The organism is Pseudomonas sp., from assembly GCF_037994325.1.
In the GTDB taxonomy this organism is placed as follows: Bacteria; Pseudomonadota; Gammaproteobacteria; order Pseudomonadales; family Pseudomonadaceae; genus Aquipseudomonas.
Genome location: NZ_JBBNAH010000092.1, coordinates 1 through 16,224, shown reverse-complemented (window position 1 = coordinate 16,224; position 16,224 = coordinate 1). Strand labels below are relative to the sequence as shown.

Annotated in this window: 11 protein-coding genes and 1 pseudogene; 7 read left to right on the top strand and 5 right to left on the bottom strand. The window is 62.4% G+C overall.

What is annotated here, in order from left to right; genetic code table 11:
• The 4 genes from AAAB16_RS03000 to AAAB16_RS02985 form a co-directional block, all read left to right on the top strand.
• Positions 1–126, top strand: a 126-nt coding sequence (locus tag AAAB16_RS03000; protein ID WP_340662001.1) for a DUF1127 domain-containing protein, incomplete at its 5' end; no start/stop codon positions are given.
• 217 nt (positions 127–343) lie between these two features.
• Positions 344–664, top strand: a complete 321-nt coding sequence (locus tag AAAB16_RS02995; protein WP_340661999.1) for a DUF2388 domain-containing protein — start codon at positions 344–346, stop codon at positions 662–664.
• A gap of 187 nt (positions 665–851) precedes the next feature.
• On the top strand, positions 852–1,172 hold the full coding sequence (locus AAAB16_RS02990) for a DUF2388 domain-containing protein (protein ID WP_110615850.1): 321 nt from the start codon (positions 852–854) through the stop codon (positions 1,170–1,172).
• On the top strand, positions 1,169–3,130 hold the full coding sequence (locus tag AAAB16_RS02985) for a DUF4105 domain-containing protein (RefSeq protein ID WP_340661998.1): 1,962 nt from the start codon (positions 1,169–1,171) through the stop codon (positions 3,128–3,130). Before AAAB16_RS02990 ends, AAAB16_RS02985 begins: the two co-directional genes overlap by 4 nt.
• A gap of 157 nt (positions 3,131–3,287) precedes the next feature.
• Here the strand turns inward: AAAB16_RS02985 and AAAB16_RS02980 are convergent, their stop codons facing one another.
• Positions 3,288–3,689, bottom strand: coding sequence for a GFA family protein (locus AAAB16_RS02980; protein ID WP_340661997.1), 402 nt, complete (start codon positions 3,687–3,689; stop codon positions 3,288–3,290).
• Between the two features lie 76 nt (positions 3,690–3,765).
• On the opposite strand from AAAB16_RS02980, the gene AAAB16_RS02975 reads away from it, so the two are divergent.
• From AAAB16_RS02975 to AAAB16_RS02965, 3 genes are all read left to right on the top strand, one after another.
• Positions 3,766–4,704 carry an AEC family transporter gene (locus AAAB16_RS02975; protein WP_340662000.1) on the top strand — a complete coding sequence of 313 codons (939 nt, stop codon included), beginning with the start codon at positions 3,766–3,768 and terminating at the stop codon, positions 4,702–4,704.
• 251 nt (positions 4,705–4,955) lie between these two features.
• Complete coding sequence (locus AAAB16_RS02970; RefSeq protein WP_340661996.1) at positions 4,956–6,260, top strand: CitMHS family transporter; 1,305 nt, start codon at positions 4,956–4,958, stop codon at positions 6,258–6,260.
• Between the two features lie 35 nt (positions 6,261–6,295).
• Entirely contained in the window at positions 6,296–7,057 is a 762-nt protein-coding gene (locus tag AAAB16_RS02965) for a TerC family protein (protein WP_340661995.1), read from the top strand.
• Positions 7,058–7,191: 134 nt separating this feature from the next.
• On the opposite strand, the gene AAAB16_RS02960 is transcribed toward AAAB16_RS02965, so the two are convergent.
• The 4 genes and pseudogenes from AAAB16_RS02960 to AAAB16_RS02945 all read right to left on the bottom strand — a co-directional run.
• Positions 7,192–9,093, bottom strand: a complete 1,902-nt coding sequence (locus AAAB16_RS02960; protein ID WP_340661994.1) for a hypothetical protein — start codon at positions 9,091–9,093, stop codon at positions 7,192–7,194.
• Between the two features lie 331 nt (positions 9,094–9,424).
• Positions 9,425–11,287: an exodeoxyribonuclease V subunit alpha gene (gene recD / locus AAAB16_RS02955; protein WP_340661993.1), complete on the bottom strand. Its 1,863-nt coding sequence runs from the start codon at positions 11,285–11,287 to the stop codon at positions 9,425–9,427.
• A complete protein-coding gene (gene recB / locus AAAB16_RS02950; protein WP_340661992.1) occupies positions 11,284–14,835 on the bottom strand; it encodes an exodeoxyribonuclease V subunit beta in 3,552 nt (1,183 codons plus the stop codon). The genes recD and recB overlap by 4 nt, the downstream gene beginning before the upstream one ends.
• Positions 14,832–16,224, bottom strand: a pseudogene (locus AAAB16_RS02945) (exodeoxyribonuclease V subunit gamma); the annotation flags it as partial. The pseudogene AAAB16_RS02945 and the gene recB, both read right to left, overlap by 4 nt.

Here is a 16,224-nt window from a genome sequence, read left to right as displayed (position 1 = left end):
GTATGGCGTCGTAACGTGCGCACCCGCAAGCAGTTGGCCCGGCTGGATGATCGGCAATTGGCGGATGCGGGTATTTGTCCAAGTGAGCGGGATTTGGAGTTAGAAAAACCGTTTTGGCGCGAATGATTTAACCGCACTCTATCTATATACCGCTGGCCCTCTGCCCTAGCCCCTCTCCCGCAAGCAGGAGAGGGGCATCTAATCGCGTACGTGGCAATCGCCTGAATTAGCGCTGAATCCTTTACAGCCCCGCGAACCTTCTGCCTGCCCGCCCCTCAAACGCCCACCGCTGCGCTAGGCTATGTGCCTGCGTAACCAACGCTTATCTGTAGGAGTTTCCACTATGTCCGCTCTGCGCCTGCTCACTGCCGCCACCCTATTGGCCCTTGCCACCAGCGCTTCGGCCACCAGCTTTGTCTACACCACCGATGCCGTGGTCGGCGCATTAAAAGGCACGTCCGATATCACCTCTGATCTTTCCTCGTCCTTTAAAGACGACAAGATCGTGCTCGCTGCCCGTGAAGACGCCGCCAGCTTTGTCGCCACCGAGGGCAGTATTCGCGGCGTACGCCTGGAAGCCGCGTTGGTCCACATTCGCCAACAAGTGCCGCAACTGCAGGCCAACAGTGACCTGCAATTGGCCCAGTCGATTCTGGTGCTTTAAGCCGCAGAACCTCGGCGCGGCGCTGGTTCAGTGCCGCGCCATACGCTAGCCTTGGCGCCCGCTGTACAGGGCGTAATGCGACCGCCATCAAATAGCCACAATTGGCTTGGAACTGGCGACGCGCAATTTCGTCCAACTGTTCCACCAGCTCTAAGTAACTTTCCCGCATCTGTATCGGAGATTTCTCATGCGCCGTCAGCTTTCGCTCGCCGCTTTCGCTTTGCTGATCACCACAGGCGTGGCTCAGGCCCACACCCTGGTGGCTACCAGCGACATCATCGTTCGCGCCTTCGGCCGCACCATCGATTTCACCTCCGACACCACCACCTCGGTGCGCGACTCCAAAGTGGTACTCGAAGCCCGCGACGACGCCGCCAGCTTTGTCGCCAGCCAAGGCGCTATCCGTGGTGCACAACTGGAAGCCGCATTCAGCACCCTGCGTGACCGCGTGCCCGAAGCGCGCGACGCCAGCGACCAGACCCTGGCCGAAGCCATTCTCGCTCTGTGAGGCGAGCCGGTGCCTGGCTGCTAAGCGCGGCGCTGCTGTTCGGCGCCAGCCTGGCCCAGGCGCAACTGCGGCTGACGCTCGACCGCGAAGCTCTGAGCGCCAGCCAGCAGCAGGCCAGCCAGGTGTTGTTGGACGAGGCCCTGGCGAAATTACCGCCAGCCTTTGTGCAGCGCCTGGACCGCGAGGTTGAGGTCAGTTGGAGTGAGCGGCTGGAAAGCAACGCCTACGGCCAAGCCATCCGTCCCACTGCGCTAATCCTGAACAAACGCCTGCTGCCCGGCCTTACCGACGGCTCAGCTGCCGCGGAAAAAACCAATCGCCCCCACGGCACGGTGCGCCAGGAATTACTGGCCACAGTGCTGCATGAACTGACCCACCTCTATGACCGCGCACGGCTATGGTCGCCTGCGGAAAAATCTCTGCTGCTGCGCTGCCAGCGCCAATTGAAAAGCCAAGGCCTGGTCGGGCAGATGGACGATTGCCGCGGCCACACCGAGCGGCGCTTCACCCTCAGCGACGACCCGCGCCTGCTCGACCTTGCCGGCTGGCCGCAATACGTCGGCCACCGTGGCGAGCGTGAAGCCAATAACCGCCAGATCGCCCGCAGCCCGGACGTCTACGAACTCAGCAACCCGCGTGAATTTGTTGCGGTAAACATGGAGTATTTCCTCCTCGACCCGGCCTACGCCTGCCGCCGCCCGGCGCTGTTTCGCTATTACCAGGCGCAGTTCGCCGGCTGGGCGCCAGCCAATAGCGAAGCCTGCCCAGGCACCTTCGCCTACCTGAATGCCGGCCGCGACTTCGCCCGCCAACCCTTGGGCAAGCTCGACCCCGAACGCGTATACGCGGTGGACTACCTGCTAGCCGAAGCCAATGACCAGTGGGCCAGCCGCTGGGGCCACAGCATGTTGCGCCTGGTGATTTGCGCACCGGGCCGACCACGGGGCCCAGATTGCCGACTGGATATGGACCAACACCTGGTGCTGTCCTACCGCGCATTTGTTGGCGACTTGCAACTCTCTAGCTGGGATGGCCTCACCGGCGTTTATCCCTCGCGCTTGTTTGTCCTGCCGCTAAGCCAGGTGATCGAGGAATACACCAAGGTCGAGCTGCGCGGCCTGGTTTCCGTGCCGCTCAAACTCGACCGCCCGCAGCTTGAAGCATTGGTCGAACGCGCCGCCGAACAGCACTGGAGCTACGACGGCAACTACTACTTTCTGTCCAACAACTGTGCCGTGGAAACCCTCAAGTTGCTGCGCAGCGGCACCGACCAGGCGCAACTGCAGACCCTCGACAACATCATGCCCAACGGCTTGCTGGAAGTGCTCGGCGGGCGCGGTCTGGCCGACCTCAGCGTGCTCGACGACCGCAACGAAGCACTGCGCCGTGGCTACCGCTTCGACTCATTTCGCGACCGCTACCAAGCCATGTTCAACGTGCTGAAAGAGCGCCTGCCCATCGCACAAAAAGAAGTGGATGACTGGATCAGCCTGCCCGCCAGCGAACGCCGCAGCTGGTTTGAACGCGCGGATCTGCGCGCCAGTGCGGCCATGCTGCTACTGGAACAAGCCGCCCAACGTCGGCAACTGTTACTCGCCCAGGACGAACTCAAACGCCGCTACCTGAGCGACGACGCCCTGGCCAATGGCAACTCCGGCGTGGCCGGTAAAACCCTGGAAAAAATCCTCGCCAACAGCGGCTTTCTCAGCCGCCCCGCCGAACTGCTTGAAGGCGGCTACGGCCTGCCGCAAGCCAGCGAGTGGCAACACCTGCAACAAGAAAGCGACAGCCGCCAACAGCAACTACGGCAACTGAGCGACGACCTCGACGGCCAAGTGCGCAGCCTGCTGGAACCGCAGCGTTTGGCCGAGCTTGACGCCGGCGAAGCCAACCTCAAACAGCTCAGCGAACACCTGCGCGCCCTGCATAAAGCTTCCGGCGGATTAGTACTGCCGTAGCCGGCGACATCGTACACACAACCCCGTCGTCCCCGCGCAGGCGGGGACCCAGAGTCGTGAAGGAGACCACATTCGCCACGCCATTCTGGGTCCCCGCCTACGCCGGGACGACGGCAGTGCTATTGGCGAGTATGTAAGCGGGAAAATCGCAGGACTGCTAAAACGCCTCGCCCTCTTCGCTGGGCAAATGCTCATCCAAATGCAGCCACGGCAAGCGTGTGGTCACCCAAATATGCCGGTCAGGCAAAGCCTGTTCGGGGTGGTCGAAGGTGGCAACTGTCACATCAATCGTCTGCGGACTCTGCTCGGTAAACAATGTCAGCTGCGCCCCACATTGCCCACAGAACGAACGTGTACAGCCGGGCGACGAAACAAAGCCCTGCGCCGTGCCCTGGGTCCATTCAAAGCGTTCCACCGGCACGGTGATCCAGGTGGTAACGATGCCGCCCGAGGTGCGCCGGCACATGCTGCAATGGCAGTGGGCGATGTCTTTCAGGGGCGCGTTAAAGCGGTAACGCAGGGCGCCGCATTGGCATCCGCCGGTGTGGATATCGGTCATGGTCTGTCTCCTCTTTCACGGCGAAAAGCCTAGCCTGGGCGCCTGTCTCTTGCACCCTGAAACCTCGCTGCGCAAGATGCAGGCTCATGCCAATGCTAGAGAGTGCGCCGTGCTGGAGCTGTGGTTGGCCCTATGGCCATTGTTTGCCCTGATCGTCGGCGGTTTTGCCTTGCGCCGACTGCGCTTTGCCGGCGATGAGTTCTGGCCGACGGCGGAGCGGCTGAACTACTTCGTATTATTCCCGGCCCTGCTGTTTAGCAATCTGGCCACAGCGCCGCTGCGTAACCCAGCCCTGCCGCGCCTGGGCCTGGCGGTGCTGCTCGGCTTGGGCATTGCCTGGCTGGCCTTGTTGCTGTGCAAGCGTCTGCGGCATTGGACCGCGGCGCGCTTTGGCGCCATCAGCCAGGGCGTGCTGCGCTTTAACACCTATCTGGGCCTGGCAGCCGTTGGCGCCCTGTATGGCAAGGAAGGCTTGACCCTGGCCGCGCTGATGCTGGCGATGATGGTGCCGGCCGTAAACCTGCTCTCGGTATGGGCGCTGACCGCTGAGCGCGGCGTCAGTGGCCGTAGCCTGCTACTGCCAATTGCACGTAACCCGCTGATTCTCGCCTGCGCTGCCGGCGCGCTGGTCAACACGCTAGGTATCGGCTTGCCGGGTGGCAGCGACCGCCTGCTGAATTTGCTCGCCGTCGCCAGCCTGCCGCTGGGCCTGCTCTGCGTCGGCGCGGCATTGCGCCCGCAGCAGCTGGCCGGCGAGGCGCCAGCGCTGCTGTCCAACTGCGCCATCCGTTTGCTGCTTATGCCCTTGCTGGCCTACGGCGTGGCCCGTGGGCTGGGGTTGCCGCCACTGGCCAGCAGCGTGCTGATCCTGTTCTTCGCCCTGCCCACCGCACCCACCGCCTATGTGCTTACCCGTCAGTTAGGCGGCGACAGCCAATTGATGGCCGGCATCATCACCCTGCAAACCTTGCTCTCGGCCATCAGCCTGATGCTGGTCCTCAGCCTGCTGGCCTAGCCGCCGGTCTGCTGTTGCACACTGAAAGCTGGCTGAAAGCTTCGCCGCTTAGCATCCCCCCCACTGCCGGCACCAGACCGGCTGCTGGCGGCCCCGTGTCCGCCGGCCAACTCCAACAATAAAAAGTGGTGATTGCCATGTTTTGCTGCTCCCCGCGTACACCCGTTCTCCGCCCTCCTCGCGCCCGTTGCTAACGACCGTCCCTTTGACGTCTGTCCGCCCCATCGCCCGCTAACGTTCGGAGAACCCCTATGTTGACCCTCCTCGGCTTTGCCATGGTCATCACCTTTATGTACCTGATCATGAGCAAACGCCTGTCGGCGCTGATTGCTCTGATCATCATCCCTATCCTGTTCGCCCTGTTTGGTGGCTTTGCCGCCAAGATCGGCCCAATGATGCTCGAAGGCATCACCAAGCTTGCCCCCACCGGGGTGATGCTGATGTTCGCCATCCTCTACTTTGCCCTGATGATCGACTCCGGCCTGTTCGATCCGGCCGTGCGCAAGATCCTCAAGCTGGTCAAAGGCGACCCGCTGAAAGTCTCGGTGGGTACCGCCGTGCTGGCCTTGGTGGTGTCCTTGGATGGCGACGGCGCCACCACCTATATGATCTGCGTGGCGGCCATGCTGCCGCTGTACAAGCGCCTGGGCATGAGCCCAAGAATCATGGCGGGGCTGATCATTCTGGCCGGCGGAGTCATGAATATGACCCCGTGGGGCGGGCCAACGGCGCGCGCAGCCAGTGCCTTGCATGTCGACCCATCTGAAATTTTCGTGCCGATGATTCCCGCCATGTGCGCCGGTGTTATTGCCATCCTGGCCATCGCCTATTTCTACGGCAAACGTGAGCGTGCCCGCCTGGGTGAACTGCACCTGCCGGGGGACGAGGTGGAACAAGGCGAAATCAGCGTGTCGCAATTTCCCGACGCCCGTCGCCCTAAACTGATCTGGTTTAACGCCGGCCTTACCGTGGCGCTGATGGTGGCGCTAATCATGGGCCTGCTGCCGTTGCCCGTGCTGTTTATGATCGCCTTCGGCATTGCCATGATCGTTAACTACCCCTGCCTGCAACAGCAGAAAGACCGCGTGGCCGCGCACTCGGCCAATGTGCTGGCAGTGGTCGGGCTGATTTTCGCCGCCGGTATTTTCACCGGCATTTTGACTGGAACCGGCATGGTCGACGCCATGTCGAAAAGCCTACTGGCGGTGATCCCTGACGCCATGGGCCCGTACCTGGCGGTGATTACCGCTGTGGTCAGCATGCCGTTCACCTTTTTTATGTCCAACGACGCCTTCTACTACGGCGTACTGCCGGTGCTCGCCGAGGCGGCTAGCCACTACGGCATCAGCGCCGTGGAAATGGCCCGTGCCTCCATCGTTGGTCAGCCGGTGCACTTGCTCAGCCCGTTGGTGCCGTCCACCTATTTGCTGGTGGGCCTGGCCGGTATCGAGTTTGGTGACCACCAACGCTTCACCCTGAAATGGGCAGTTCTGGTTTGCCTGTGTATCCTTGTCGCCGCGCTGGCCTTGGGAACTTTCCCGCTATTTGGCGGCTAACCTTTTTTGTCCCGTAACGCTCGAGGAAGTTGTACATGGAATGGCTGACCAGCCCAGAAATCTGGATCGCATTTTTCACCCTGACGGCCCTGGAAATTGTGCTGGGGATCGACAACATCATCATGATTTCGATCCTGGTCAGCCGCATGCCCAAAGCCATGCAGCCCAAGACCCGCTTCTTTGGTCTGGCCTTGGCCATGGTCACGCGCATCATGTTGCTGCTGTCGATCACCTGGGTAATGCGCCTGACCGCCGACCTGTTCACGGTGATGGGCCAAGGCTTCTCCGGCCGTGACCTGATCCTGTTCTTCGGCGGCCTGTTTCTGCTGTGGAAAAGCACCACCGAGATGTATCACAGCCTTGAAGGCGAAGATGAAGCCGGCGATGAGCCCAAAGGCATGGGTGGCGGCTTTATCGGCACCATCATCCAGATCGCCATTATCGACATCGTCTTCTCGCTGGACTCGGTGATCACCGCCGTCGGCATGGTCTCCCACGTACCGGTGATGATCGCCGCCATTATTGTTGCCGTGCTGGTGATGATGCTGGCCGCCGGCACCATCAGCGATTTCATCGACAAGCACCCGTCGCTGAAAATGCTGGCCCTGGCGTTTCTGGTAATTGTCGGCACCGTGCTGATCGCCGAAGCCTTCGACGTGCACGTGCCTAAAGGCTACGTCTACTTCGCCATGGCCTTCTCCCTGGCGGTGGAAGCCATCAACATTAAAATGCGCACCGCACGCGCCAAGAAGCAGCAAGACGTGGTGAAACTGCGCAAGGATATTCCGGGCGAGTAACGACTCCACGGATAAAAAAAACGGGACCTTCGCGGTCCCGTTTTGCGTAGGGTGTGCTGTACGCACTGTTACACGAACCGCAAGACCGCTTGGTGCGCGCAGTACACCCTACGAGATCACTAGCGCGCTTTGGCTTAATACCCCTTCATATCCTCATCCTTGAACAAACGCTTCACCGCGCTACCCAGCACGGTTTGCAGCAGGTTGTTCATGCTCGGCACATCGTTGTCGAAGCCGCCGTGGCTGCGGCTGCTGCTTTGCGCGCTGGCGCTGCTGGCCACCACCAAGGTGCTGTTCTTCGGCTGCGTAGGCGGCTGGAATTTCTCCATGCCCAAAATCGGAATGCGTGCGGTCTTGTTGTCGTAGGCATTCGACACCAGGTACAGCAGCGACTTGCGATACACCCCCGCCACCGTATCGTCTTGCTCGGCCTGATCAGACAGCACCAGCAACTTCTGCTGCGCGATACCTTTGCCTAAAGCCGGCAAAAACGTCTGCTCATACAAGGCCACCGTACACGCCGGGGCGAACAACAGCAGGTTGGCGATTTGCGGGCCTTTTTGCGCCAGCCAGGCTTGCAGCAGATGGGCATGCCAGATTGAGCCGGCGCTATGCCCAACCAAATGCACCTGCGGCGCCGCCCGCCCTTGAGCCCCCAGCCAGGCCAACAGGCGCTTGAGCACCAGCGTGCCGGCACCCTGCGCAACAAACGCGCGCTGCGCATCCAGCTTCATTTCCTGCCACAGGGAAAAGCCCATCGGTTGAGTGAGTTTTTCCACCTGGTTGTCCCACCACGAACTCACCGAACCAACCCGCTCATCGACCGCCGGTTGCTTGATATGCAGGAGGTCGCCCAACTCACTCCACAGCCCGGTTTCCCAGATGAAATGCAGCTCGTAAACACCATTGACCTCAAACACCGGCCGCCACTTAAAGGCGCGCATGGCCGAGCTTTCCACCGAGTTCAGGCCGCCATGGGCGTACAGCACGATGTGCTTGGGTTGGCTTGCCTGCAGCGCCGCGATAATGGCATCCAACTGCGTGGTATCGGAGGCGTACTGGCCCTGATTATCCAAGCGACCGTTGTCGATATGCAGGTAGTGCAGGTAAATCGACTCCTGCGGCGGCGCCGGTTGCGTCGCGCGCGCGGTGCCGCCGTCGGCGGTGTAGCGGCTGGCGGTATCGGTGACTTCAAAGTTGACCTTCACCCCCAACTGCGCCACCCAGACATCCCAGACATTGGCCTCAAAGTCGGCGTAGCTCCACAGCGCCACGCCGGTATAGGTGTGCTCTCCAGCAGTAAAACCGCCCCAGTCTTTCCACGAGTTCTGCACCAAAAAGCCATCGCGGGTGTAACCGACAATGGCAAAGGCATGGCCGCTGTCTTCTTCGTTAGCCTTGGGTCGCCAAACAATCTTGCCGTTCTGCGGCGCATCCCACCCCGCATGGGTTTTCGCCGAGGCAAACAACACGCCGACATCACGCAACGCCGCCTGCACATCGTTGATCCGCGAGAACACCCGGAAGTACGCGCCCAGGGGAATATCCAAGGCCTGCTGCTGAATCTCCGGGCTGATACCGCCCTTGCGGCTTTTCGGCCAGGTTTGCGCCAGACAGGCACCGTGCTTATGCCAGCCCTTCATCGCCCCGCGGGCGCTGCTGTAGTCATAGTTTTCCCCCGGCCATTGGTCATAACGGCGGGCCATGCTGAACAGCATATAAGGGCTGACCAAGCCCTTCTGGCCACGGGTGGCGCGCAGGTAATTGATCGTCGCCGCCAAGCCAAAACCGGTACAGGCGCCCTGCTCGCCCTGGTCGAGAATCTGCAGGTGCGGCCATACCGGGTAGAGCACATCGGGCAGCGGGGTAAGCGAGGCGCTGTAGGTCAGGTCGCGAAAATCCATGGAATCGCGACGCACATCCCGCTTGGCTTTAACGGCGGTTTTTTTCGCAGGCGTGGGCTTTTTGGCGGGCGTAGCTTTCGCGGTGGATGCCGCTTTGCTTTTCGCGGGAGACGAGACGGGACGCTTGGCCATGACAACTCCGTGTCACAGAGTGGAAGACACTGCTGGGTGCCAAGCATTGTAGGAAATGGCGAAGAGTCAAACCGAAGCGGTTGTAGCCGACAAAAGGTTGTTACCACCAGCAAACCCGTGCCTTGGTAAAAGCACAGTCCCTCGAACGCCGGCGGGTTGCAGTCACTTTCGAGCGCCTGGATTCCCGCCTTCGCGCGAATGACGGTGCTGCAGGGCAATTACCAGGTCACACAGAAATCGCCGTCATCCCCGCGAAGGCGGGGATCCAGAATGTCAGAGCGTGCGTAACATTCCGGCACTACCGTGGTTTTCCGCATTTGCGGACGGCGCGCTAAAACAAGCTGAGTTGATCCTGATCGCTGGCGGGCTTACTGATGGGCGCCGGCAGCGACGCTACAAACCCTTGCACCCGCAAGCGCTCCGCCAACCCAGCCGCCCTTTCCGCCCGGGTACTCACCGCCTCGGCCAAGCGCGTCGGCAACGCCCATATCTCCACCTTGTGCTTGGCGCGGGTAATGCCGGTGTAGAGCAGCGAGCGAGTCAGCAACGGGCTGGGGGTATCGGGCAGCGCCAGCAGCACTTCACTGAATTCCGAGCCCTGGCTTTTATGCACGGTCATGGCAAAAGCGCTGTCGTGGCTGGGCAGCCGCGCCGGGGAAAACGGGCGGAAAGTCGGCTCACTTTCACCGGCACTTTCGAAGAACACCCGCAGGCCATTGTCACTGGCCAGGCAAATGCCGATATCGCCGTTAAACAGCCCCAAGGCGTAGTCGTTCTGGCGCACCATAATCGCCCTGCCGGGGTACCAACGCTCGCGGCTGGGCAAGCTGAAACGTCGTTTAATCCGCGCTTCCAATGCTTCGTTAATACCCTCCACACCCCACGCCCCCTGGCGCTGGGCAGTCAGGGTACGAAAGTCGTTAAAGGCGGTAAAGGTTGCTGCCACATGGCCGCTGCGCGCGGCTGCCAGATAGGGCGCATAGCCCTGTTCCAAGCGATCCAGCAACGCATTGGGCGTTGGTTGCGCTTGCCAGGCCAAATCCGCTCGGCCTTCTTTCAGCACGTTCAAGGTGCCGGCCGCGTCGCCGGCATTGATGCGCCGCGCCAGCTCGCCAATGCCGCTATCACCCGCGAAGCGATGACTATGGGTGAGCAACACCACCGCATCACCCAGCTGCGAGCTGGGCATATGCGCCTCAACCGGCTGGCCGGTCAGACGTTGTAACGCGGCGGCCGTCTCCCGGTTAAAGCCACGGCCTTCGCAGAGTTCAGCAAACACCGCGCCGGCCTCCACCGCCGAAAGTTGGTCTTTGTCGCCGAGCAAAATCAGCCGCGCATTCACCGGTAAAGCATCCACCAGTTTGGCCATCAACGCCAGGTCGACCATCGAGGCTTCGTCCACCACCAATACGTCCAGCGGCAACGGGCTGGCGGCGTGGTGACGCACCTTGGGCGTATCGCCACGGCTGCCGAGCAAACGGTGCAGGGTGCGCGCCTCTTCCGGCAACGCCGCCTTGATCGCCTCGCTCACCGGCAGCTCAGCCTTGGCATTACGAATGGCCTCAGCCATGCGCGCCGCCGCTTTGCCCGTGGGCGCAGCCAAGCCAATAGCCAAACGCTCGCCGCCCGGCTGTTCCAGCAGCGCCGCGAGCAAGCGCACCACGGTGGTGGTTTTGCCGGTACCGGGGCCACCCGAAATCACCGCCAGGTTGCGCCGCACCGCCTGCGCCGCCGCCAACCGCTGCCAGTCCGGCCCGGCCTGGTTGTTATTGCGCGCAAAAAGCCGCGCCAGGCCGTCGGCCAATAGCGCTTCATCCACCTCAGGGTTGGCGTTGCCGCGAGCCAGTAACTGCGTCGCCAGCTGGGTTTCGTAATGGTGATAACGCGCCAGATAAAGGCGCTCACCCTCCAAAATCAGCGGTGCAAACTCGCCCGGTGCACCCACCAGAGGCGACGCCTGCAGCTGCTCAACCCAGTTATCTAACTTGGGTAGCAACACACCGCCGGCCACCTCCGGCCAAACCCGCTGCCCGGCGCAGCGACGCAGCGGCAGGCACACATCACCGCCGCCCAACGCGCCACAGGTCAGCGCTGCCGCGACCAACACCGCCTCACTCGCATCGCTATCCAAGCGTTGCAGGCTGGCGACAAACGCCCGCTCCAATGGCCCCAGCGGCATATCGGCAAGGCTCATGGCTGCTCCTCATTAAACAACTGGTCGAGGGCATCCAGCAGGCTGTCGGCGGGGCGCGAGAAATACACCCCGGCACTCGGCATACCGCGCAGGAACAGGTAATAGGCGCCGCCCAATTGCTCATCGTTAAAGTCCGCCAGGCGCTGGCGCAGGAAGCGCCGCAGCGCCACCAGGTAGATCAGGTATTGCAGGTAATAGTGCTCGCCCGCCAACGCTTGCAGCAGACGCTCGCCGCTGTAGTAACTGGCATCCGGCCCCAGCCAGTTGGACTTGTAGTCGGCGATATACCAGCGGCCCTGATGCTCAAAGGTCAGGTCGATAAAGCCCTTGAGAAAGCCTTTGAGGCTGTCGAACTCCAACCGCTGCGCCGCTTCGCGCATGGGCGCCGCCAAGCCGTGTTGCGGGTCAGCCAGAATGGCCCGCAGGCGCAGCACATCCAGGCCGGCCACCGGAAAGGTAAAGCCCAGCTCCGGCAAGCGCCGCGCCGATACCAGGCTGGCCAATGTCAAACCTTGGCCATCCAGATCGGTATCCAGCACCAGTTGCAAATGCGCGGCGGCGAGCTCCGTCCAGTCGCGGGATAGGCCATGGTCGGTCAATGCTTTTTCCACCAACACCGGCAACTCGCCTTTACCCCGCGCCCATTCCTCCAACACGGCATGCAAACAGGTACCGGCACGGGCGCCACGGGGAAAGGCAAAGAAGCCCAGGCCCGGATCGCTGGCATCGGGGATGCTCAGGTTGTCGCGGTCCGGCGCTTCCATATGCATACCGGCCGACAACCCCGAAAAGCTGCCAATACGCCACGCGCTGTGCAAGCTGCGCTCAAACTGGCCCAATTGCTCCGGAGCCGGCGCCCGCTGTTCACCGCCAGCACTGGCCTCGCTATTGAGCAATGGCAGGCGGGCAAAGGTGCCGCCACTGGCGGCCACCAACTCATCTACCTCCGCCGCCAATTGCTCGCCCGTGCGCTCGTTCAGGTGCTGCGCCAATTCACCGAGGGCATCGTTGCCGGGCAGTTCACGCCCGTGCAGCAGCCAGGCCAAGGCGCTGCTATGCAGACCCTCTTCCGGCAGCAATCCGGTTTTTTTCACTGGCGCAGGCACCGCCACTGCCCCCCAATGCAACCACAGGCGATCACGGGCGCGGGTCAGCGCTACATAAGCCAAGCGCAGTTGCTCGGCGAACACTTCTTCGCGAGCGCGTTGCAGATTGGCGTCCAGGTTGTCGCTGCCCATGTCCAGCAGCGGCTGCCCGTCTTCGTCATGGCAGCGGGCGCTGTCTTTGTGCTGGCCAAGCAGACGGCCATTCCACAGATACGGGCAAAACACCAAGGGATATTCCAGGCCCTTACTGGTGTGGATGGTGACAATCTGCACCCGCTCAGCATCGCTTTCCAGGCGCAGCAGCGCGTCATCGCCAGCGCCTTCACTGCCGCGTTGGGCGTTCAGCCAAGCGAGCAACGGTTCAAGGCCTGGGCGTTGCTGACTCTCGGTTTGCAGCAGCTCGGCCAGGTGCAGCAAGTTGGTCAGGCGTCGTTCGCCATCGGGCGCGGCGAGCAAGCGTTCCGCCACCTGTTCCTGATCCAGCCAGGCGCGAAAGGCGCGCATAAAACCTTGCTGTTGCCAGAGCTGGTGATACAGCTCGGCGTCTTCGCGCTCGCGGTCCCAGGCGCGCTCATCGTCTTGGCAACGCGCTAGCTGCAAGGCATCACGGCCCAGCAAACGGGTGGACAAGGCATAGCGCAACACGCCCTCGCGCCCGGGCTCGGCATAGGCCGCCAACACCGCCGACAACTCCGCCGCCTCCTCGCTATGCCACACGCTTTGATTGCCGCGACGCACGCTGGGCACACCGCGGGCGACCAATTGATCGGCCACTTCCGAGGCCTGACGGTGATTGGACACCAGCACGGCGATATCGCCGCCCTTGAGTGGCGTGCGTACGCCGTCTTTGTCGAAATATGCCTGGCCCTGGGCGCTGGCCGCCAGTAGCCCGGCAATGCGCTGCGCCGTATCCAGCGCCACCACCGTATCGGCGCGGCCCTTGTTTAGCGGCTCATCACCGAGCCACACCAGCGCCAGCGGCGCCTCGCTGCCTGGCGGCAAAACCAATTGCGCGCGCGGCTTAACGCCTGCTTCCACGGGCGGGTAATCCAAGCCCTGCACCGCAAATGGCTGCGGCCGGGCAAACAGCACATTCAACGCGGCGATCAGCTCAGCCGTGGAGCGGTAGTTAAAGGGCAAGTCGTAGCGTCGTTCGGCGGCATCACGGGCGGTTAAATAGGTGGCCAGGTCGGCACCGCGGAAGGCATAGATCGCCTGCTTGGGGTCGCCGACAAAACATAGGTCACCGCCGTGCTGATAGACCCGATCAAAAATCTGGTACTGCACCGGGTCGGTGTCCTGGAATTCATCGATCAGCGCCAGTGGATAGCGCGTGCGCAAGGTCAGCGCCAAGGCGTCACCGGCCGGACCGTGCAAGGCCTCGTTAAGGCGGTTAAGCAAATCATCAAAGGCCAACATGCGCTGCGCCGCTTTGCGCGCCGGCAGCTCAGCATTGAGCTTATCGAGCAGGCGCACCTGCAAGGCAATCAGCCGCTGCTCGCCCGCCGGCAAGGCATCGGCAACCGCCAGCAGCAACGTATCAAAGGCTTCTGCGACGGCGCTGCTGGGCGCGTCGAAGTTTTTCTTGGTGGCTTTATGCAGCGCACTGCCGGCCAGTTTCTCCAGGCCGACGGGCACCTCGAACAACGCGGCCGGGTCGGCGAAATAACTGTCCAGCTCAGCCGACCAGCCGGGGAATTTCTCCCGCTTGTGGGTGGTCTGGCTCAGGCCGCCATGCTCCTGCAACTGCTCAACCCAGCCATAGCCCGAGCGCCGCCACAGCTCGGCTGCTGCGCTCCAGGCCTGGCTAGCCGCCGTCAGCTCATCCGAAGCCGGGCCCGACTCATCCACACGCGGCTCAATGCGCAAATACGGCTTACCCAAGTGCGCGCGCAAACGCTGACGCAGTAGCCCTGGGGTGATTTTCTTTTTGGCTAAAAAGCGCGCCCAGGCTGGATCCGCACCGGCCAGCTCATGACGCCAGGCATCGGTGAGCAAGGCATCCAACACCTCGCGGTCATCGCTGGCCAGCTCGCTGTCAAAATCGCCACCGGCCTCAAACACCGCGTCCTGCAACGCACGCTGACAGAAACCGTGAATGGTAAAAATCGCCGCCTCATCAAAACCATGCACCGCCAACAGCAAGCGCCGCCGCGACTCTTCGCCGGGGTACTTGGCGTGCAAGCGGGTAAGAAAATCATCGCTACTCGGTGTGCCCTCATACACCGCCAACAACTCCGCCAACCGTGCGCGAATACGCTCACGTAACTCGGCGGTGGCAGCGGTGGTGTAAGTCACCACCAGAATTTGCCCGACGCTTAACTGCCGCTCCAACAACAAGCGCGCATACAACGCGGTAAGCGTCCAGGTTTTACCGGTACCGGCGCTGGCCTCGATCAGCGAACGGCCGGTGAAGGATGAGGTGTGCAGGTCAAGGCTCATTCGTCATCCCCCGCCGCCGGCGCCAAGGCGGTGAGCGCCGGCACAATCAATTCCTGCGCCAGTGCTTCAAAACGCTCGCCCAGCACTTCGCGGTCGCGGAAGGCCAAGGCGTACCAGGGGTCTAGCGCCTCGCCGGGCATGGGGCTGAAGTCGGCGCCTTCCCAGGCGACTTTGGCTTTAAAGCGCGCCGCTTCGATGGGCTCTTTGCGCCCCGGTTTTAGCAGCCCCTCGGCAAAGCCGTAGCTGCTTTTCAGCATCAGCGGCAGCGGTTCGCACAAGGCCTCGCGGTAGGCCTGCAACCAGGGCAGCAGCAGTTCGCTGGGGTTGACCAGCGGCCCGAGTTGCCAGTCCTGCGCCGGGGAAATCAGCAAGCTTTCACGGGCGATATCGGCGGTGGCGCTGAGGTTAAGCAGCAGATGACGCAGCCAGAACGACGGCAAGTCCCAGGCGCTCGGCGCATTTAAGCGCCATTCAAACAGCCCGCTACTCGTCACCCCTTCCAGCCAGCCATGGATATGCACGCCAGCCAGTTGCACATCAACTAACAGCGGCTGCGCCTGTTCTTCCGGGCGCGCCTCGAATAACCGCGGGGCAAAGGCACGCACCGGGCCGCGCAACTTGCCCCACAGCGCCTGGCCCAATTCGCCGGTGGGCAGCCAGCCAGCGGCGCGGGCGACGTTGCGCTCTTGCTCCAGTGTCCAATCGCGCTCCACTGCCTCCAGCGCCAGTTGCCGCAGGCCTCGCCAGGCCGGGCCTTCGAGGGCAAAGGGTTCATCGCTGGCCAAGGCTTCGTCGCTATCGGCCAAACGCAGGCCTAAGCGTTGCTCCAACAAAAAGCGCGCCGGGTGGCGGAAACACTGCAGCAGTTGCGACGGTTCGATATGCAGCCAATCGGCATCCGGCTCCGGCAACCGGCCGGCAAAGGCAGCGGGGCTGCTTTGCGGCGGCTCGGCTAGACGTTGCGCGGCGCGGAACCACGACCCCGCATAACTGCTGCGCGCGCCCGTGGCGAAGTTGCCCGGAGAGAAGGGTTGCAGCGGGTGGGCGATGGTCAGTTGTTTGCTGGCCGGCGTGTTGGCCCCCGGCACAAATGCCGTGAGGTCGACCGACTCCATCACTTCGCTAATCAGCACCGAGGGCGGCAGCTCGGCGTTATTGCGCGGGTCGCGGCCGACATAGCTGAGGTACAGCGCATCGCGGGCCGAGAGCAGAATTTCCAGCAGCAGATAACGGTCATCCAGCCGCCGCGCGCGGTCGCCACGCCGTGGGTGTTGGCTGATCAAATCAAAACCTGCAGCCGGGGTCCGACGCGGCAGCGCGCCGTCATCCAAGCCCAGCAGGCAGACCAGACGAAACGGCAAACTGCGCATCGGCACCATGGTGCAGAAG

Excerpts from the sequence above, each read along its gene's own strand:
- recD (WP_340661993.1), bottom strand. The coding sequence starts at position 11,287 with ATGAGCCTTGCCGATATGCCGCTGGGGCCATTGGAGCGGGCGTTTGTC.
- AAAB16_RS02980 (WP_340661997.1), bottom strand. The coding sequence starts at position 3,689 with ATGACCGATATCCACACCGGCGGATGCCAATGCGGCGCCCTGCGTTAC.
- AAAB16_RS02960 (WP_340661994.1), bottom strand. The coding sequence starts at position 9,093 with ATGGCCAAGCGTCCCGTCTCGTCTCCCGCGAAAAGCAAAGCGGCATCC.
- AAAB16_RS02965 (WP_340661995.1), top strand. The coding sequence starts at position 6,296 with ATGGAATGGCTGACCAGCCCAGAAATCTGGATCGCATTTTTCACCCTG.
- AAAB16_RS02970 (WP_340661996.1), top strand. The coding sequence starts at position 4,956 with ATGTTGACCCTCCTCGGCTTTGCCATGGTCATCACCTTTATGTACCTG.
- AAAB16_RS02990 (WP_110615850.1), top strand. The coding sequence starts at position 852 with ATGCGCCGTCAGCTTTCGCTCGCCGCTTTCGCTTTGCTGATCACCACA.
- AAAB16_RS02975 (WP_340662000.1), top strand. The coding sequence starts at position 3,766 with ATGCAGGCTCATGCCAATGCTAGAGAGTGCGCCGTGCTGGAGCTGTGG.
- AAAB16_RS02995 (WP_340661999.1), top strand. The coding sequence starts at position 344 with ATGTCCGCTCTGCGCCTGCTCACTGCCGCCACCCTATTGGCCCTTGCC.
- recB (WP_340661992.1), bottom strand. The coding sequence starts at position 14,835 with ATGAGCCTTGACCTGCACACCTCATCCTTCACCGGCCGTTCGCTGATC.